The 19727-nt window shown below is 53.5% G+C and carries 15 protein-coding genes; 5 read left to right on the forward strand and 10 right to left on the reverse strand.

The features are described 5' to 3' along the window. Positions 1-230 precede the first annotated feature (230 nt). The gene (ppc, locus tag NP590_RS05995; protein WP_256601358.1) at positions 231-3035 is read right to left on the reverse strand and encodes a phosphoenolpyruvate carboxylase; all 2805 of its coding nucleotides are present in this window, start codon (positions 3033-3035) and stop codon (positions 231-233) included. 386 nt (positions 3036-3421) lie between these two features. Between ppc and NP590_RS06000 the strand changes: the two genes are divergently transcribed. Together NP590_RS06000 and nhaR are read left to right on the forward strand one after the other, a co-directional pair. Next, positions 3422-6304, forward strand: coding sequence for a cation-transporting P-type ATPase (locus NP590_RS06000; RefSeq protein WP_256601359.1), 2883 nt, complete (start codon positions 3422-3424; stop codon positions 6302-6304). Between the two features lie 137 nt (positions 6305-6441). Beyond that, on the forward strand, positions 6442-7368 hold the full coding sequence (gene nhaR, locus NP590_RS06005; protein WP_256601360.1) for a transcriptional activator NhaR: 927 nt from the start codon (positions 6442-6444) through the stop codon (positions 7366-7368). A gap of 6 nt (positions 7369-7374) precedes the next feature. Here nhaR and NP590_RS06010 read toward each other — a convergent pair whose 3' ends face one another. The 4 genes from NP590_RS06010 to NP590_RS06025 form a co-directional block, all read right to left on the reverse strand. After that, positions 7375-8139, reverse strand: a complete 765-nt coding sequence (locus NP590_RS06010; RefSeq protein WP_256601361.1) for an exodeoxyribonuclease III — start codon at positions 8137-8139, stop codon at positions 7375-7377. A gap of 113 nt (positions 8140-8252) precedes the next feature. Continuing rightward, positions 8253-8837: a DedA family protein gene (locus NP590_RS06015; protein WP_256601362.1), complete on the reverse strand. Its 585-nt coding sequence runs from the start codon at positions 8835-8837 to the stop codon at positions 8253-8255. A gap of 43 nt (positions 8838-8880) precedes the next feature. Further along, positions 8881-9165: a hypothetical protein gene (locus NP590_RS06020; RefSeq protein WP_256601363.1), complete on the reverse strand. Its 285-nt coding sequence runs from the start codon at positions 9163-9165 to the stop codon at positions 8881-8883. Between the two features lie 124 nt (positions 9166-9289). After that, positions 9290-9892 (reverse strand): DUF502 domain-containing protein, encoded by a 603-nt coding sequence (locus NP590_RS06025; protein ID WP_256601365.1) that lies wholly within the window; start codon positions 9890-9892, stop codon positions 9290-9292. 494 nt (positions 9893-10386) lie between these two features. Here NP590_RS06025 and hrpA point away from each other — a divergent pair, with 494 nt between their 5' ends. The 3 genes from hrpA to NP590_RS06040 all read left to right on the forward strand — a co-directional run bounded on the left by hrpA (position 10387) and on the right by NP590_RS06040 (position 15507). Beyond that, positions 10387-14280 carry an ATP-dependent RNA helicase HrpA gene (gene hrpA, locus NP590_RS06030; protein WP_256601366.1) on the forward strand — a complete coding sequence of 1298 codons (3894 nt, stop codon included), beginning with the start codon at positions 10387-10389 and terminating at the stop codon, positions 14278-14280. A gap of 41 nt (positions 14281-14321) precedes the next feature. Next, entirely contained in the window at positions 14322-15038 is a 717-nt protein-coding gene (locus tag NP590_RS06035) for a rhomboid family intramembrane serine protease (RefSeq protein ID WP_256601367.1), read from the forward strand. A 145-nt stretch (positions 15039-15183) separates the two neighbouring features. Beyond that, positions 15184-15507: a hypothetical protein gene (locus tag NP590_RS06040; protein ID WP_256601368.1), complete on the forward strand. Its 324-nt coding sequence runs from the start codon at positions 15184-15186 to the stop codon at positions 15505-15507. A gap of 109 nt (positions 15508-15616) precedes the next feature. On the opposite strand, the gene cysN is transcribed toward NP590_RS06040, so the two are convergent. From cysN to NP590_RS06065, 5 genes are all read right to left on the reverse strand, one after another. Next, positions 15617-17242 (reverse strand): sulfate adenylyltransferase subunit CysN, encoded by a 1626-nt coding sequence (gene cysN / locus NP590_RS06045; protein ID WP_256601369.1) that lies wholly within the window; start codon positions 17240-17242, stop codon positions 15617-15619. Between the two features lie 123 nt (positions 17243-17365). Then, entirely contained in the window at positions 17366-17674 is a 309-nt protein-coding gene (locus tag NP590_RS06050; RefSeq protein ID WP_256601370.1) for a type II toxin-antitoxin system death-on-curing family toxin, read from the reverse strand. Between the two features lie 4 nt (positions 17675-17678). Further along, positions 17679-17882, reverse strand: coding sequence for a DUF2281 domain-containing protein (locus NP590_RS06055; RefSeq protein WP_256601372.1), 204 nt, complete (start codon positions 17880-17882; stop codon positions 17679-17681). 235 nt (positions 17883-18117) lie between these two features. Continuing rightward, on the reverse strand, positions 18118-18642 hold the full coding sequence (locus NP590_RS06060; protein ID WP_256601373.1) for a hypothetical protein: 525 nt from the start codon (positions 18640-18642) through the stop codon (positions 18118-18120). After that, entirely contained in the window at positions 18639-19721 is a 1083-nt protein-coding gene (locus NP590_RS06065; protein WP_256601374.1) for an AAA family ATPase, read from the reverse strand. The genes NP590_RS06060 and NP590_RS06065 overlap by 4 nt, the downstream gene beginning before the upstream one ends. Between the last annotated feature and the right edge of the window lie 6 nt (positions 19722-19727).

A 19727-nucleotide genomic window follows, 5' to 3' on the forward strand; every position in this document is an offset into this window, starting at 1 on the left:
TGCCTTTCATTTGCCGGGGCGATACACCTGTTTCATAATCGTTAGGATGAGGGTATATAAAACAATGGCATATTAATTTTATCCCCCCTCACTCCCCAACCCTCCCGCGGGGAGAGGGAGCTCTTACGACACCCTCCGAAGGAAGAGGGGGTGGCCCACCACCTCCGGATGACAGAGGGTGCAAAGGCGTTAGCCGAATTCAGGGCGGGCAACTGGTAAGTCCGCCCTCGCTAGCCGGTATTGCGCATGCCCGCCGCGATGGCGTTGATGGTGCGCAACAGCGGTTTCATCCAGATACTTTGGCTGTTCTCGTTCTCGCTGTCCTGATTCAGCGCTCTGAGCAGCCCGGCCTGCATGTAGTTCAGCGGGCCGAGATAATCGTTGCGCCGGCGCAGCGAAGCAGCCAGTTCGGGGTTTTCGGCCAGCAAATGTTCGCATTCGGCGATTTCCAGAATCCAGTCCACGCAACGGCGATATTCGGCTGCGATCATACTATGTATGCTTTTGCCGATGGCCGGGTCGCTGCAAAGTTTACTGTATTCTTCCGATATGGCCATGTCGGACTTGCTGAGGGCCATCTGCGCATTGCCGAGCAGGTTACGGAAGAAAGGCCAGTCTTTATACAGCCGCCGCAAGCTGTTCAGGCGTTCCGGGTTGCCGGCGCAATAATTTTCCAGGCTGGAACCGATGCCGTACCAGGCCGGAAAGGTCTGCCGCGATTGCGCCCAGGCGAATACCCAGGCAATGGCTCTGACCGAATATTTCGATCTGTCCTGTTTTTTGCGGTGCGAAGGCCGCGAGCCGATATTGAGTTGGCCGATCTCCTGCACCGGTGTGGCTTCGTAAAAATAATCCAGAAAGCCGGGTGTGTGTTCGGTCAGTTGCCGATAGCTGCGTTCGCCCAATTGCGCCAGTTCGCTCATCACCGCCAAGTTGTCGGCATGATCCGGTTCCACGGCTTGCACCAAGCTGGAGCTGGCTTTCATCAGGCCGGTGATGCCCATGGTCAGTTCGTAAACCGCGGTTTCCATGTTGTTGTATCGGTAAAACAGCACTTCGCCCTGTTCGGTGAATTTGATCTGGCCGCGCACGGTGGCCGGCGGTTGGGCCAGGATGGCTTCGTGGGTCGGACCGCCGCCGCGGCCTATGGTTCCGCCCCGGCCATGAAACAGCCGGCAGGGTATGCCTTGGTCGTCGGAAATCGCCATTACCTGTTGCTGCGCCCGGTATAAACCCCAGGCCGAGGCCAGAATGCCGCCGTCCTTGCAGGAATCCGAATAACCCAGCATCACTTCCTGCCGCAGGCCGGAAACTTCCAGCAAGGCGCGGTAAACCGGTTGCGCCAGCAGGCCGCGCAATACGCTGTCGATGTGGTTGAGATCGTCTATGGTTTCGAACAGCGGGCTGACGCCGATGTGGCAATACCACTGACCGCTGATCCGGCCCGCCAAGCCGTTTTGTGCCGCCAGTAGCAACACTTCCATGATGTGGCTGGCCGAATGGGTCATGGAAATCACGTAACGGCTGAAGCAGTCGTGGCCGATTTCTCTGCGCATCTGCGCCATGACCTGAAATACTTCCAAGGTCTCCAGGGTGTTGGCGCTCAGGCCGCTGGCGTCATAGCCCAGCCCGCCGGCGATGGCGATGGCTTCGCTCAACACTTGCAGACGTCGGGCTTCCTCCAGACTCAAGTAATCGATGCCCAGGGCCGCCGACAAGATTTCCGCCACCGCCTGACTGTGGCGGGTGGACTCCTGCCTAACGTCCAGTTGCATCAAGTGAAAGCCGTAAACTTCCACCAGGCGGATCAAATCCTGCAGATCCCGGTCGGCAATCACCCGGTCGCCGTGGCTGATCAGCGAATCACGGATCAATTGCAAATCGGCTTGAAAGCTTTGGATGGTGTTATAGGCCGCCGCGTCGGACTGGCTGCTGTCGCCCAAAATGCGTTGTTCTATCAATTCCAGCCGGCGATGCATGCGGAATTTCATCAATGCCAGTTTGTGCCGGTAGGGTTCCTGCAGGCAGCCGCGTTCCGCGATGACGGCGCTGTCGCCCAGCAATTCGCGGTCCTGGCTCAGGCTGTCTAAAAACGCCGCGGTGGGCTGGCACATGCCCAGCGAGAACGACAGCTGATCCTTCAAAATGTCGATGCGGCGTAGATATTCCTGCGTGATGGTGCGGGCTTGCAGGCGCAGGGCCAGTGCCGTGGTGTAGGGTTTGACATTGGGGTTGCCGTCGCGGTCGCCGCCTATCCAGGAGCCGAAGTTCAAAAAACCGGGAATGCGCACCTTGCCGGCTTCCTCCGCGCCGTAGACGTCGACCAAGGCGCGGTGAAAGTTGCGATAGACTTGGGCGGTGGCTTCGAACAGGGACAGGGGAAAGTAGAACAGGCCGGAGTCGATTTCATCGATCACGCCCATGCTGCGGGTCCGCACTTCATCGGTTTTCCACAGCAATTGGATCTGGCTTTGCAGGCGTTCCAGCGCTTCCTCGCGAAAATAACCCTTGATGCCGGTGTTTTGCAGTTTTTCGTTGCTGACAAAGACGTTACGCAGGGCCCCGCGCACCGAGCGGCGCTTGGCTTCGGTGGGGTGCGCGGTCATGACCGGCAGATAGTGCAAGTCGTCCAGCAAGGGTTGCAGTTGTTCGGCACCGATGCCGGCGGTCTTGAAACCCAGCAAGGTGTCGTGAAACGAGCCGCGCCAGTAATGTTTGTGTTTTTCGATTTGACGGCGGCGTTGCTGTAGCTGAGTGGATTCCTCGGCGATGTTCAGCAAACTGAAATACAGGCTGAAGGCCCGAATCACTTCGCTGAGGGTGTCCGCCGAAAGTCCCTGCAGCAGTTTGTGCAGTTGCTGGCGGCGGGTGGGGTTGCCGTCGCGTTGCAGGCCGGTGAATTGCTGTTGCAATTGTTCCACGATGGCGGCCGCTTGCGGGTCGGCCTGCTGCTGCAACACTTCATCCAGCATGTCTTTCAGCAGTCGGACATTGCTGCGCAGGGTTTTGTCGTCGTATTCGGGAATGCGGGGCATGATCTGATCTCGGTGGATTGAACTCGGTAGATACATTACAGCAATGTCTAGCTATAGAAAAATAGAATATATAAATTTTAAACATAGAAATTTTCTATTTATTAGGTATGAATTTTTCCACCGATAAACTGCCGGGCATAGCGCCAAGCCATGAATGCCGTGGCGTCGGCGCGGTTTAGCCCGGCGGACGGTGTGCCGTGAAGACCTTGCGCGGGCTTGCTAGCCGCTGGTCGTTAGAGAAACTTTGTGGCAGGATGAATAAAGGGCCTGATTGCGGCACTTGGCGGCAATCGGTTCCGGTTTTACACTCAATAAAACATCTTTCATTTGAAAATCAATCGTTTGTTGGTTTTTGGGTTTCCGGCTTTAACGCCGAGGAGTAGGGTATGAATGAGTTGCCAAGCCGGAGTTCCGGCGGCCAATCCCTGGATGTGTTTTTTATGGCGCATCTGAATTTACTGCTGGTGATGTTAGTTTTTACCGCTTTAGTGGGATTACTGGGCTGGATCAAGCTGAGAAAAAAGCGGGCATTGCGGGATAATCCGCAAGCAAGCGCGCAGCCCCCGGCGGACAAGGCGCCGGATTGGCACGCGATGACGGTGGAAGCCGTCATTCAGGAGCTGAACGCGGACAGGGAGCACGGTCTGGACGAACAGGAGGTTCGGAACCGTCTGCTGCGCTTCGGACCCAATCATCTGCCGGAAAAAAAACCGCGTAGCGCCTTCCTACGCTTTATCGGCCAATTTCACAATCTGTTGATTTACGTGTTGCTGGCAACCGCGCTGATCACCGCGCTGCTGGAACACTGGACCGATACCTTGGTGATTCTGGGGGTGGTGATCATTAATTCCATCATCGGTTTCGTTCAGGAAGGCAAGGCCGAAGATGCGCTGCAGGCCATCAAGCAAATGTTGTCTTCGCACGCGGTGGTGCAGCGAAACGGCAAGAAAATCGACATTTCCGCCGCCGATCTGGTGCCCGGCGACGTCGTGTTTTTGCAATCCGGCGACAAAGTGCCGGCCGACTTGCGCTTGTTCAGCGTCAAGAGCCTGCAGGTACAGGAAGCCGTATTGACCGGCGAATCGGTGCCGACCGAGAAACAAGCCGATCCTGTAGTCGCCGACGCGATGATAGGCGACCGCTCGAATATGGCGTATTCCGGCACTCTGGTGACCTTCGGCCAGGCAAAGGGGGTGGTGGTCGGCACTGGCGTGCGCACGGAGATCGGCCACATCAGCATGATGGTGTCGCAAGTCGAAACCCTGACCACGCCGCTATTGCAACAAATGGCTGTTTTCGCCCGCTGGATAACCGGGGCCGTGATTCTGATATCGGCCTTGGTGTTCGCTTTCGGCATCTTGGTGCGCGGCGGCGAAGCCGTCGACATGTTCATGATGGTGGTGGGTTTGGCGGTCGCCGCCATTCCGGAAGGTTTGCCGGCCATTTTGACGGTCACGCTGGCAATCGGCGTGCAAAGTTTGGCCAGCCGCAAGGCCATCATTCGCCGCTTGCCGGCCGTGGAAACCTTGGGTGCTCTCGGCATTATTTGTTCGGATAAGACCGGCACCTTGACCTGCAACGAAATGACGGTGTGCAGCGTGATTGCAACCGACGGGCCAATCGACGTCAGCGGCACCGGTTACGAACCGGTCGGCGAATTTTTACGCGAAGGCAAGCCCATGGATGTGGAGTCCGAGTCGGTTTTGTTGAACTTGTTGCAAACGGCCTTGTGTTGCAATGACGCCACGATAGAACATCGCGACGGCGCCTGGAAAACCCAGGGCGATCCGATGGAAGCCGCCTTGCTGGTGGCCGGGCTGAAAGCGGAACTGTCCGCCGTGGAAATTTTGAAGGAGTGGCCGCGGCGCGATTTGATTCCCTTCGAATCGGAACACAAATTCATGGCGACCTTGCATCACAATCATCAGGGCGAGGCCATGATTCACATCAAGGGCGCGCCGGAACGCCTGTTGGCGATGTGTGCGCTGCAGCGCGGCGCCGATGGCGATAGGGCCATTGAACCAGCCTACTGGCAACAAGCCATAGAGGCGCTGGCCAGACAGGGGCAGCGGGTATTGGGCTTTGCCTGCAAGGCCGCGCGGCCGCATCAAACCGAACTGGATTTTCACGACCTGGATGAAGGCCTGGTGTTTTTGGGCTTGTTCGGCCTGATCGACCCGCCGCGTCCCGAGGCCGTGGCCGCCATCAAGGAATGCCAAACCGCCGGCATCCGGGTCAAAATGATTACCGGAGACCATGAAATCACCGCCTGCGCCATTGCCGGGCAATTGAATCTGCAAAATACCGCCGAAGCCATCACCGGGCACATGCTTGACAGCATGAGCGACGACGAATTGTTGCGGCGCGTGGGGCAGGTCGATGTGTTTGCGCGAGTCAGCCCGGAACACAAGTTGCGGCTGGTGACGCTATTGCAAGCGGGCGGCGCCATCGTGGCGATGACCGGCGACGGCGTCAACGACGCGCCGGCCTTGCGGCGGGCCGATGTGGGGATTGCCATGGGTTGCAAGGGTACCGAAGCCGCCAAGGAGGCCTCGGAAATGGTGATTACCGATGATAATTTCGCTACCATCGTGCACGCGGTCAAGCAGGGGCGCACGGTTTACGACAACCTGAAAAAAGCCATCGTTTTTTTGTTGCCCGTCAACGGCGGCGAGTCCATGAGCATCATTCTGGCGATATTATTGGGATTTACCTTGCCGATTACCCCCTTGCAAATACTTTGGGTGAACATGGTCAGTTCCGTGGCACTGGCCATGGCATTGGCATTCGACCCGGCGGCGCCGGATGTCATGCTGCGTCCGCCGCGCCCGGCCCGCGAACCCATGTTGTCGGGTTTTCTGGTCTGGCGCGTTGGTCTGGTGTCCGGCTTGTTTGCGGCGGGCGTATTCGGCATTTTCGAATGGAGCCTCCTGCACGATTCCACGCTGGAAGAAGCCAGAACATATGCCGTCAACACCCTGGTGACGATGGAAGTGGCTTATCTGCTCAGCGTGCGTTATCTGAGGATTTCCGCGCTTAGCTTCAAACGCATGTTCAACTCGCGGGCCGTCGGTTACGCGATTGGCGTAGTCGTCGCCTTGCAGCTGATTTTTACCTATGTGCCGTTCATGGAACGCTTTTTCGACACCCGGCCGGTCGATTTAGACCACGGCCTGGAAATTGTCGGCATAGGTCTTTGCCTGTTTTTGCTGTTGGAAGTGGAAAAGTGGCTGCGCCGTAAAATGTTCGACGGGAAACGGCCGGCATGAATTTTCCCAACGCGGCCCGGCAAACGGTCATGACGGCTCTGCAACGGCCCGGTTTCGCGATCAACCCAAAACAGGCGAAGTGTTGCGGACATTACGTTTCATTTCCTTAAACTGGGATTAGGCAAAACAGCCCTGCCATGGACCGTATTAACTACCAACATCTGTACTATTTCTGGATGGTCGCAAAGCACGGCAGTATCACGGCGGCCTGTGACCGGCTGCATCTGGCGCAGCCGACCATTAGCGGGCAGCTGGCGGTATTCGAGCAATCGGTGGGGGCAAAATTGTTTAGGAAGGAAGGCCGGAAACTGGTGTTGACGGAAACCGGGCGGGCGGTTTTTCACTATGCCGACGAGATTTTCGCCCTGGGCCGGGAAATGAGTCATATGCTGAAAGGCAGAACCACCGAACGCGGCATGCGTTTGAACATAGGGGTCAGCGACGCCATGCCCAAGTTGATCGCCTACCGCTTGATGGCGCCGGTGCTCGAACTGTCGGAGCCGGCGCAGATTCAATGCGTGGAGGATAAAACCGAGCGTCTGTTGACGGAAATCGGTTTGCACGGTATCGACATGATGCTGGCGGATGTGCCGGCGACACCGGCCAGCGGCACGCGCATATTCAATCATTTTTTAGGCGAATCGGCGGTGGCGGTTTTCGCCGCTCCCAAACTGGCCGCGCGTTATCGGGAAGATTTTCCACGTTGCCTGAATGGGGCGCCTTTTTTGTTGCCCACGCACAATGTGGCGCTACGGCGCTCGCTGGACCAGTGGTTCGACAACCGGCAAATCACGCCGGCGATTCAGGCCGAGGTGGAAGACAGCGCTTTGCTGAAAACATTTGGCGCGGCGGGGACCGGGCTGTTTTTTTCGGCTCGCGCCGTGGCCAGCGAAATACAGCGCCAATACGGCACGCCGATGCTGGGCTTGGCCGAGGGTGTGTATGAGCGATTTTATGCCATTACGGCGCAACGGCGCTTAAAACATCCGCTGGTGACCGCCATTCTGGAACATGCCCGGCAGGGACTGTTCGATTTATTGGACAAGCCGGAACCCGCCACTTAAAAGCCATTACAAATCAATGTCGATACCGACCGGGCAATGGTCTGAGCCCATGATCTCCGGCAAGATGTAACTGTCGCGCATGCGGGGCAGCAGGGCCTGATCGACCAGGACGTAATCGATGCGCCAGCCTATGTTTTTTTCGCGGGCATTGGCGCGGTAGCTCCACCAACTGTAAGCCACGCTGTCCGGATGCTGCTGGCGGAAGCTGTCCACCAGTCCGTCCGCCACGAACCGGCTGAAACCGTCGATTTCAACCTGGGTATAACCGGCCGACTTATTATAGTTGGCCTTGGGCCGGGCTATATCGATGGCTTGGTGGGCGACATTGAAATCGCCGCAGGCTATCAGCGGTTTTTGACCGCGCAGTTGTCGCAGGTAGGCCAGAAAAGCCGCGTCCCAGGTTTGCCGGTAATCCAGGCGGGCCAAGCCGTCTCCGGAATTGGGCACATAAACGTTCAGCAGAAAAAACTTTTCGTATTCCGCCACCAGCACCCGGCCCTCCTGGTCGTGTTCGGCTATGCCGATATCGTGGCTGACCCTTAGCGGCGGCTCCCGGCTCAACAGTGCCACGCCGGAATAGCCCTTGCGTTCGGCGGAATTGCAAAACACATGGTAATGATCGAGACCTTCCAGGGCTTTATGGACTTGATCGTCCTGGGCCTTGGTCTCCTGCAACAAAACGCAGTCGGCATCGAATTGATGCAAACTGTCCCTAAAGCCTTTTTCCTGCACGGCGCGGATGCCGTTGACATTCCAGGAGATGATTTTCATCGAAAAATTCCGTTAAAGTGAAGTTGCGGCGGGTTAATGTCTGTTTGAAATTTGCTGGCAAATGTTTTTATTCCGCAAAAGCGCGGGCGCCGGGGAAAATAGGAATCGTTTGTTTAACGCCCGCGTTTCCGTAAGTAAAAATATCCCAACATGAGTGCGCCTAATATGAAAACGACAGTATTGAACTCCTTGACATAATCGATCACCGTGGCGCCGTATCGATAGTAAAGGCTAAAAAACGTTACCGAGGAAATGGTGCAGGCCAACAAATCCGCGCCGGCAAATTTGAAGGCATTCATCTTGCCCAATCCCGCCGTTAAAAATAAACCGTTGCGGACGCCGAACGGAATAAAACGGCCCAGTATCAAGGTGAAGATGCCGTAGCGTTGATAATAATCGTGAATTTTATCGATTTGCTCCTGTCGCACCATGCGGGCGAAAAATTTAATATGCAGCAGTTTCGGCCCGACAAACCTGCCCAGGCAATAGCAGATCAAATCTGAGAAATATGCGCCGAGATAGACTGCTATAAACAGATTTGCCAACATATGCGGATTTTTAGCCGCCAATGACGCGGAAATAAACAACATGCCATCCTCGGAGACGGGTATGTTAAAGCCGGCCAATAATAGCGCGCTGAATATTATGATTGGCGCATATTCAATATGGTTTTGGATATAAAGAAACAGTTCGTCCATGTAAAATATGTTTTAAAAATTTAAGTGGAGGCCGCGGTTTTGTCTAAAAACGTTTTGCCGTCAGATAGCCCAGCAAAGCCCCCCAAACCAACATATAAATACCGTGTAATATGATTTCGAAATTTAAGCGGTAAGCTTCGACGTAATAGTCGTAAAGATAATCCAGAATTACTATAATCGATGTCAATAGTATGGCGCTTTTGAAACTGAATGCCTTGCCGTAAAAGTGGAAGACGCCAAGCACAAAAAAACCCACGATAAAACGTGTTCCCGCATGTATGCTCCATTCCAGGTTGGGTATCGCGGTTTTAAGCATTGCCATGTTCATGAAATAAAGCAAAACTGTCCCAATGATAAAGGTGAAGCCTATTGTTTTCATGGTGGAGTCATTCGTTAAATATTATAAAGGCGTTGATTAATTCCGTCGGCTGTCCGATGCGCTAAAAAACGGTCTAGAGTTTTTTGGGTAGCAGTTTCTCCGCGGCATCGTCAAGTTTCACGAAATCCACTCCCACGCTGATGACAAAGCTGGAAGCCTCTTCAAAAGACATGGAAGATCTTATTATTTTGGATTCGTCCACAATCACCGTGAAGCCCGAGGTCGGATTCGGCGATGTGGGGACGTACAACACATATAAAGCTCCCAGTTGGTTGGTAACATAAGCCGGTACCCAAACTCCATCCTTGGGATATTCCACATATACCACCTCGCGGGGCTTGTCCTTGCCTTCGCCGGAAAATATGCCTATCAGTTTTTTACTTACCCTGTATACCGTGCTGAGAAAGGGCAGCTTTTCCAGATAAGATTCCAGTAAATGAAAAAGTTGCGATTTACCGTTACGAATCCGGAAACCTAAAAAACTCAAGCCCAAAATCGTTACGGTAAAAAGTAATACGGTCATCCAATAGTTTTCGTAATAACCGTGAACACTGAGAAAGGTATCGCGCAGCAGGCGTTCAATGAATACCACGATTTGCACGACAACCAGTATTGGCAATACCGAAAATACTCCTAAAAGAAAATAGTCAATAAATGAACGCAGTTTTTGTTTCATATTACCCCCTGATACCTTGTTTTTGATTATTCGGGCTGGCACTAGCTTACACTGACTGGATGAAATGGGGTAGCCTTTGCGCAATGTAAGTCGCGACTTGGGCGTTGCCCCTAGCTGTTACAACATCGCGCAACGGACGGACCGCTTCGCCGCGCGATGCCTTGACCTTATGTCCTGCCATATAGGATAAACTCGCAAGTAAGTGCGCCCGCGCTTGTTACTGACCGGTTTCCCCTCGTGAAAGTTCGAGCGCGATAAGTGACGGTTGGCGATAAAAATTTTATCAATGAATGCATTGTTTCGGTGCCGCAACCCTGAAACCGCTTTCGAGCAACAATGCGTGGCGCCAATCCGGGATCACGCATGACCGCCCCGTGGCGCCTGCTTGATCGAGTCGAGCCCGTCCGGACGGCGCGGTTACGGAGCATTGCTGTCGGGACGGGCGGTGCGTGAACCCCTTATAATGTGCCGATTTGTCAGTTTAACCTCAGATTATGTCCGTCCACCCAGAGTTAAAACGTCTTACCCAACAGCTTAACCACTGTCTCAATGCGGACCGCCACGGCCTAAAGCGGCAACTGGATAGGTTGCGTAGCGAGGCGGGGAAGGGCAAAGACACTACCGGACAGTTACAGCAACTGGCGGAAAAGATCGAGCGTTCGGTGAGCCGTTGCATGCAGCGGCGGGCCTCGGTGCCGGTGATCGAGTATCCGGATTTGCCGGTCAGCGGCAAGAAGGACGAGATTGCCGAATTAATCAGGAACAACCAGATCACCATCGTCTGCGGCGAGACCGGCTCCGGTAAGACCACGCAGTTGCCGAAGATTTGTCTGGAGATCGGTCGCGGCATAACCGGCATGATAGGCCACACCCAGCCGAGAAGGATCGCGGCGCGCACCGTGGCCGACCGCATCGCCGAGGAATTGGGCCAGGCCATTGGTAACACGGTCGGTTACAAGGTGCGCTTCCACGACCAGACCGCGCCGAATTCGCTGGTCAAGTTGATGACCGACGGCATTTTGCTAGCCGAGACCCAGAACGACCGCTACCTGAACCAGTACGACACGCTGATCATCGACGAGGCCCACGAGCGCAGCCTGAACATCGACTTTTTGCTGGGTTATCTGCGCTGGCTGTTGCCGAAGCGGCCGGATTTGAAGGTGGTGATTACTTCGGCGACCATCGACCCGGAACGATTCGCCAAGCATTTCGGTGGCGCGCCCATCGTCAACGTCTCCGGCCGCACTTATCCGGTGGATATTCGCTACCGACCGATCGAGTTGATCGAGGAAGACGACGAAACTTCGGCCGACTTGCAGCAAGCGATTCTCGATGCGGTGGACGAGCTGTACCGGGATTTGCGCGGCGACATTTTGATTTTCCTGAGCGGCGAGCACGAAATTCGCGAGACTACCGAATCCTTGCGCAAGTCGCATAACAACGGCCGCTACGAAGTGTTGCCGCTGTATTCCAAGCTCAGCGTCGCCGAGCAGGAGCGGGTGTTCAAGCCTTCCGGCAACAAACCGCGCATCGTGTTGGCCACCAACGTCGCCGAGACTTCGCTGACCGTGCCCGGCATTCGTTGCGTGATCGATTCCGGCCACGCCCGCATCAGCCGCTACAGTGCCCGCAGCAAGATCCAACGCTTGCCGATTGAGCGCATCTCGCAAGCCAGCGCCAACCAGCGGGCAGGGCGCTGCGGCCGGGTTGCGGAAGGTATCTGCATCCGCTTGTATTCCAAGGAAGATTATCTGGCGCGGCCGGAATTTACCGATCCGGAGATTTTAAGAACCAATCTGTCGTCGGTGATCTTGCAGATGGCGGCGCTGAAGCTGGGCGACATCGAGGAATTCCCGTTCGTCGAGCCGCCCGACGAAAAAATGGTGCGCGACGGCAAGACTTCGTTGTTCGAAGTCGATGCCTTGGACAAGCAGGGCCAGCTGACCGAAACCGGCCGGCAACTGGCGAAGATTCCGACCGACCCGAAACTGGCGCGGATGCTGTTGGCGGCGGCGCAATTGGGTTCGCTGCACGAAGTGTCTATCATCGTCTCGGCGCTCAGCATTCAGGACCCGCGCGACAAGCCGGCCGACAAACTGCCGCAGGCCGAAGCCAAGCACGCCCAGTTCAAGGCCGAGGACTCGGACTTTTTGACTTTGCTGAACCTGTGGAATGCCTTCGAGGAACAGAAGAAACATCTGACCAACAGCAAGCTGCGCAAATACTGTCAGGACAACTTTTTGTCCTACATTCGCATGCGCGAATGGCATGACATCCACACCCAGATAATGCAGGTGGCGCGCGGCGATTTGGGTCTGAAGACCGCCGGCAACCCGGCCAATTATGAGCAAATCCACATGGCCTTGCTGCCGGGTTTGCTGTCCAACATCGGCTTCAGGCATGAGCAATACGAGTATTTGGGCGCGCGCGGCCTGAAGTTTTTCATCTTCCCCGGTTCCGGCCAGCACAAGGCGCGGCCGAAGTGGATCATGGCCGCCGAGCAGGTCGAGACCAGCAAGGTCTACGCCCGCACCGTCGCCAAGATCGAGCCGGAATGGATAGAAGCCTGCGCTCAGCATTTGGTCAAACGCAATTACTACGACCCGCACTGGGAGAAAAACGCCGGTCGCTGCGGTGTGTTCGAGCGAACCTTGTTGTACGGCTTGACCCTGACCGCCAAGCGCAAGGTGCCTTACGAGAACGTTGATGCCAAGGCGGCGCGGGAGATGTTCATCCGCCATGCGCTGGTGAATCAGGACTACCATTCCAATGCGCCGTTCTTCAAGGCCAACGAAAAACTGCTGGAGGAGGTGGGATACATCCAGCACAAGGGCCGCCGGGTCGATTTGATCGAGGACGAGGAATGGCTGTACCAGTTTTACGACAAGAGATTGCCGGCCGAGATCGTCAGCGGCATCACGTTGGACCAGTGGCGCAAAAAGGCCGAGCGCGACAATCCGAAGATTTTGTTCTTGACCAAGGAAGACCTGACCCGCAACGACGACAACCAGATCAACGATTGGGATTTTCCGGACAGCAAAAAACTCGGCGATTTGAGCATAGCACTGCACTACCGCTTCGAGCCCGGTCACGACGAGGACGGCGTCACCGCGATCGTGCCGGTGCACCAGCTCAACCAGATTCGGCAAACCCCGTTCGATTGGCTGGTGCCGGGCATGCTGGAGGAAAAGGTGGTGGCGCTGATCAAGGGTCTGCCCAAGCATCTGCGCAAACATTTCGTACCGGTGCCGAACACCGCCAAGGCCTGCCTGGAAATCGAGCCCGACTTTAAAGGCTCGCTTTACGAATGGCTGAGCAATCGCCTGCGCAAATTGACCGGCGAGGCGATTCCTCTCAACGAATGGCAGCCGGACGCCTTGCCCGAGCATTTGAAAATGAATTTTAGGGTGGTCGACGATGCCGGCCGAGCCATCGGTTACGGCCGCAATTTGGCCAAATTGCAGGCGGAACATGCCGCAAAGGCCGGCGACAGTTTCGACAAGCTGGCTAGGGAAGAGCTGAACCACACCGGTTGCATCATCTGGGCCTTCGACGATTTGCCGGACACCATGCAGTTTATGCAACAGGGTCAAACTTTTATCGGTTACCCTGCCATCGTCGATGAGGGCGAGACAGTCGGGGTTAAAATTCTGGAAACCCAGCGCAAGGCAGAATTGGCGCACTTCGATGGCTTGACCAAGCTGTACCGCTTGGTATTGAAAAAGGACGCGCAATATATTGCAAAGAACCACGGTGTGCCGGCGGCCTTGCAATTGGCGTATAACCAACTCACCAAGCACCCGATATTGCCGGCGCGCGGGGGTGGCGAGTTCATGGACGATCTATTGTTTTTGATATTCAGCGGTGTGTTTGTCGAGAACGGCGAGATTCGCGGCCGGGACGCCTTCGATGCCCGCTTGGCGGCTAAAAAATCAGCGCTGATTGCCACGGGTAATCTGGTCGGCAAGCAGATCGGCGAAATCATGGCAGACTATCAGCGCATACGCCAATTGTTGAAGCAGTCGGGCATTGCATCTGCTTTAAGGCAGGATGTGGAAAACCAGCTGGACTTGCTGATTTACAGCGGCTTTGTTCGCTACACCCCGTTGACGCAGTTGCAGGCCTTGCCTCGATATTTAAAGGCTATAAGTTTCCGGTTGGAAAAGCAAAAGCCCGATTCGGCCGATGCGCTGGGCTTGCAACGTCTGTGGTGGCGCTATTGGCAACATGTTGAAAAGCAGCTGAAAACCGTCCAACCCATGCCTGAGCGAGAGTCTTTTCGCTGGGCGCTTGAAGAGTTGCGGGTCTCGGTCTTTGCCCAGCAGCTGAAAACCGCATATCCGGTTTCGGTGCAACGCTTGGAAAAACAATGGAACGAAATGTTTTGAAAAGGCTCTCAATGATGTTTTAAACCCCGAGGAAGCTCGAAATGATACCAATCAGAGATTCGATACCATGCAACACGACTCCGTATGTCAGCTGGGGCATCATGGCGATTTGTATCGGGGTTTATCTTGTGATGTTGCTGATGCCGGACTCCGTGGCGCAGCATTTTCTGTATATGTACGGCATGGTGCCTTTTCGGTATAGCAACCCGACCTGGTCGCAACACTTCGGTTTGCCGCCGGATTATTATTTTTCCTTTTTGAGCAGCCTGTTTTTGCATGGCGGCTGGGCGCATTTGCTGGTCAACATGATGTTCATGTGGATTTTCGCCGATAACATCGAAGACTTGATGGGGCACAGGCGTTTTGCGGTTTTTTACCTGATATGCGGCTTGTCGGCGACTTATATTCAATGGTACTTCTCGCAGAATCTGGTGGTGCCTGTGGTGGGAGCGTCCGGGGCGATAGCAGGGGTATTGGGAGCTTATTTTTTTCGCTTTCCCTACGCCCGCGTGGTCATCATGGTGCCGATTCTGTTCTTTCCCTTGTTTTTCGAAATCCCCGCCATTGCCTTTTTGGGGGTCTGGGTCATCCTGCAGTTGCAGGAGCTCAGCACCGCCGCCTTGTTTCCCGGCATGGGCGGTAATTCCGCCTGGTGGGCGCATTTGGGCGGTTTCGTGGTGGGCGCCTTGATTCACCCGTGGTTCATTGATAAGCCGGTGGGCTATCGCATCGATGTCGAACCCAGGGAAGAAGCCTGATGCACGCGCCATTTGAACGACAAAAAGTTGAGTAAGCGTAGGGGTTTTATTTTATAATGCCGGCCAGTTTGCGACTGAAATCGTTTGCCCGCCAAACCCGCCACCGCGCTAAGATTCATCAATTGACTCTCGAGATAAATAAACCATGAAAAACCTAAATATTGCTTTGGTAAGGTTCCTGCAGTTTGTAGTTTTCGTTCTGTTTACTTTCATCGTGCTGGTATATTTCGGTACCATGATTTTGCTGCCGCTGGATATGGTCGTGCTGATGGCCAAATTCCTGAACGTATTCGGCATCGGTACCTTGTTTGGCGCCATCGTCGCCGTGCCAGTGGTGGCCTATCTGGGTAAAATCGTTTACAGCACCCCAGGCTTGGTTCAAATGCTGATCGACAACGGTATCGATTTGGTCAACCTCGGCAAACAACGGGTGGAAGCTTTCAACAAATTCGCTGAAGCGGTTAAATAAGCGTTTTCGGTCAGCGAAACTAAAGGGGCTTGCGAAGCCCCTTTTTTTTGTCCGTGATTTTCCCGGCCTGGGAAGATAAGCTCGCGGCATCCGAACTGGTCGCCTCGGATCAATGAATCAAGCCCCGATTTTTCAGTGCGGCATAGATTTCGTCGACCGTATATTCGTCGCAATTGAACGATACATCGGCTTGGGCGGGATTGCCGTCCAGGCAGAGACACAACAAACCGGCTTGCTTGATGGCGTTTACTAATTCCTCTCCGCCGGTTTCCAAAATGGTTGCCGCGTGGCCGGTGTCGAATAATTTACGTTCCAGATGGTAGGCCGCTTGTTGGGCCGCGGTCCCGCTCAAGCTTATCGCCGAGGCAATCTGGCCGAAACGGGTTGCGCGTTCTTCGGCGGAAACCGGCGACCACTCTTCTTCGCTGGCGTCGCCGGTAATCATGCCGGCGCCCACCGTGATGTTGGTCAGCCGGTCGATGACGATGAAGGAGCCGGTAGACTTGTTGCGTTTGTAAGGGTCGAATACCACCGGCGCGTTGACGGCAATGGTGCAATGGCCGATTTCGTTCAGTTTCAGTTCGTTGGCATCGTGATGTTCCAGGGTGTTGACGTCGATGCGGTGATGAATCAGCGATACCGAGCCGGACACGCTACGGGTGGCCAGTTTGATCAGGTATTGGCGGCCCGGCGTCATGGCCTTTTCCGCCATCCAGACGATGGTGGCTTTGAATTTGTCGGCGATGGTCGGCGCGTTTCGATGTTGGCCGACGATGATGTCTCCGCGGCTGACGTCGATCTCGTCGCTCAAAGTCAAGGTCACCGCCATTGAGGCAAAGGCTTCTTCCAATTCGCCGTCGAAGGTGACGATGGATTTGATATGGCTGGTTTTGCCGGACGGCAACGCGATGATTGCATCGCCCTTATGGAATACGCCGGATGCCACCGTACCGCAGAAACCGCGAAAATCCAGGTTCGGCCGGTTGACGTATTGCACCGGAAAGCGGGCGTCTTCGAAGTTGTGGTCGCTGGCGATTTCGATACTGTTCAACAATTCCATCATCGGCGGGCCGCTAAACCACGGCATGTTTTGGCTGGGGTTGACCACGTTGTCGCCGTCCAGTGCCGACATCGGGATGAAATGCACGTCGGGCAAGTCCAGATTTTGGATAAAGGCCAAATAGTCGGCCTTGATTTTATCGAAGGCGTCTTCGCTGTAGCCGACCAAATCCATTTTGTTGATGGCGACGATGATATGTTTGATGCCCAGCAAGGAGGCAATGAAACTGTGGCGCTTGGTTTGGGTTTGCACGCCGTAACGGGCATCGATCAATATCACCGCCAAGTCGCAGGTCGAAGCCCCGGTGGCCATGTTGCGGGTGTATTGCTCGTGGCCCGGCGTGTCGGCGATGATGAATTTGCGGGTCGAGGTTGAGAAATAGCGGTAAGCCACGTCGATGGTGATGCCTTGCTCGCGTTCGGCTTGCAAGCCGTCGACCAACAGGGCCAAATCGATCTTGCCGGCGCCGGTGGTGCCGGATTTGACGCTGTCGGCCTGTACTGCGGCCAACTGGTCTTCGTAAATCATTTTCGAGTCGTGCAGCAGGCGGCCGATCAAGGTGCTCTTGCCGTCGTCGACGTTGCCGCAGGTTAAAAAGCGCAGCAGTTCCTTGCGTTCGTGTTGCGCCAGATAGGCGTTGATATCGGTAGCTATGAGGTCGGATTGGTGGGACATGGGATTCCTAAATGCCTGATTTGTAATAAAGGGTACCGCGTTTTTTATGAAGCGCTTACTTGCAATACTGTTTCAATAAGTCGGCTAGTTCATCACGACTCAACTGCCTGGTAACTAAATTGATCATCCAGTCGTAAAGCTGGGTATTGTCCATTGCCGGCTGTTTATGATTGGCGGCCAAAAATACCAGCATACAGGCTGCGGCGGCTCGCGTGTTGCCATCCAGAAAGGGTGGTTATTGGCCAGAGAATGACAATATTGAGCGGCGGTTTGAAAAATGTCGCCGCTGTAATGCCAAATTTGTTGGGCCGCGCCGAGCTCCGATTCCAGCAATGCTTCATCTCTAATGCCTTGCGTGCCTCCGAAGCGTTCAATTTGTTGCCTATGTATCGTCAATGCCAGTATTTTAGAGATAAAAAACAATTGCGCCATGCTGTTATTGCGCTAATTTGGTAAAGGCGTCGGCATATTGATTCATCAATTGTTGATGAATCTTTAAGGCCTCTTCATCGTCAATTGCCGTACCGGGTAACGCTTGCTGCTGTTTTTGTTCCAAAAACAATACGAAATCCAATACCTCGGCTTGCAGATTGGGCTCCAGCCTCACAAGGTGTTGTTGTATTTCTTCATGTAATTGCATGGTTAGATCCTGCCAAAATTTTGCCTGAAGGTATCAGTCGGCGAACCGGTACTTTTGCCCATTCATCATGAGAATGTGTTTTTGCCGCCGTCGATGCTGCCGCAGGTTAAAAACCATAATAATTCGCTGCGTTCGTGTTACGCCAGATAAGCGTTAATTAGGCCGGATTGGTGAGGCATGGGATTTCTAAATAAAAATCAAATCTGGTATTTTGGAAGGCAAAATTAGACGCGGCTCAGCTGTTCATTAGTCCATGTTTTCTTGCACTTTTTTCATTAATAACAATGACAGAGTCAAAGCCTATATTCCAAATACAGGTCGTTTTTATCAAAGCCTTTCTAAGCTTATCTTGTAAATCAGAGAGTAAATCGTCTGGATACTTTTCGATCGCCAGAACCATTTTGAAATCAAGGCTGGCAATATTGGCTTGTATAATAATTTCTGGAAGTTCTGCTTGACTTTGCCTATTTAAATGCATGGCTATAAACAAAGATAAGCTGTCGACAAACTTTTCTTGTATTTCAGAAATATAACTATCTAGTTGTTTTGGCGCATTTGTTCTGGCTTCAACAATATAAATAATCTGCTTATTACTTTTAGCTTTATACAGCAAGAATTCAGCTGATTTTAAACCTGCTCCATGCTTGCTCACTCTATTGTTTAGTGCCCTACGTATTTGGCAGTTCTCAATTTCAAAACAATACCCATCTTGGTATGGACCAAATAGACGTTCAAAATCATTTTTTGGATTGCTGATCATTGGAAGGCCAAATCCACTTCTTCTTCGTAAAGACGAATCGACTCGTTAATAATTGGGTTATCCGGCATATCATGCAACAAATCCGTTTGCACCCAATCATCGCCTTCTTTGGACAGCACCGGAATGGAAAGCTGCTGTTGCCGGGCAATTAAGGATAGTTTTTTGACTACAGCATAAGAATGGCTGGCTAGGAAAAACTGGATGCCATGTTTGGCGAGAATGGCAATAATATCCAGAAATGTTGAGATAGCTTCTGGGTGCAGAGTGGATTCGGGCTCGTCGATAAATATTATGGATTTTTCGTTTAAATAACCATTCCTCAATAATCTATCAAAAACGGCAATTTTCCTTATTCCTTCCGCCGTTGCTCCCATGGCATATCGTTCCTTTTTGTCGAACTCCTCTTGCTCAAAATACCAGCGATTTGTTGTTTCATCATAATTTATCTTTCCACCAATCAGACCTTTTAAGCTGGATGTCGCCTTTTGAAAGTCCCATGAGCCACACCCACTTTTTGGCGCGTCCTCTTTTGTCCATATTTCGCGAACAGCGGCATCCATGAAATCTTTTTCCGGTGAAATTTGCAGCGCTCGGGCCAAATCCAAATAAGTGTCGTCAAATCCAAGCACCTGATCTTGTTGTCTGGATTTTAAAATAACATGATAGAAAGACAGAATTTCTTTCGACGGCAGAAAAATTGAATTGTCTTTCCGCGGAGGGACATCGTTCACCCAACTATCAATAGCATTTCGAAAAGGCTTGGTTAATTGATAACTAAATTTATGGCCATCGAGAGTTAAACCAAATGACAAATTGGTGGATCCAGTCCTTGATATTAGGTTGCCAACTCCTTCTGCTTGAAATGTCCAGAAAAGCTTATTTAATAAAATATGATCCGGTCTATCCGGATTATCCCCGCGTTTATAATCTTCCAATGTTCGCACAGCGCTATAAATCGCCTTCAACAAAAACGACTTCCCGCAGCCGTTATTGCCGATTACCAAATTGATCGGGCCTAAGTTTTGCCAATCAAGCTCGGTGAGTGGGCCGAAGTTTTTTAGCTGGACGCTGTTAATCATCTGCGA

It is taken from the genome of Methylomonas subterranea (assembly GCF_024505185.1).
Classification (GTDB): Bacteria; Pseudomonadota; Gammaproteobacteria; order Methylococcales; family Methylomonadaceae; genus Methylomonas; species Methylomonas subterranea.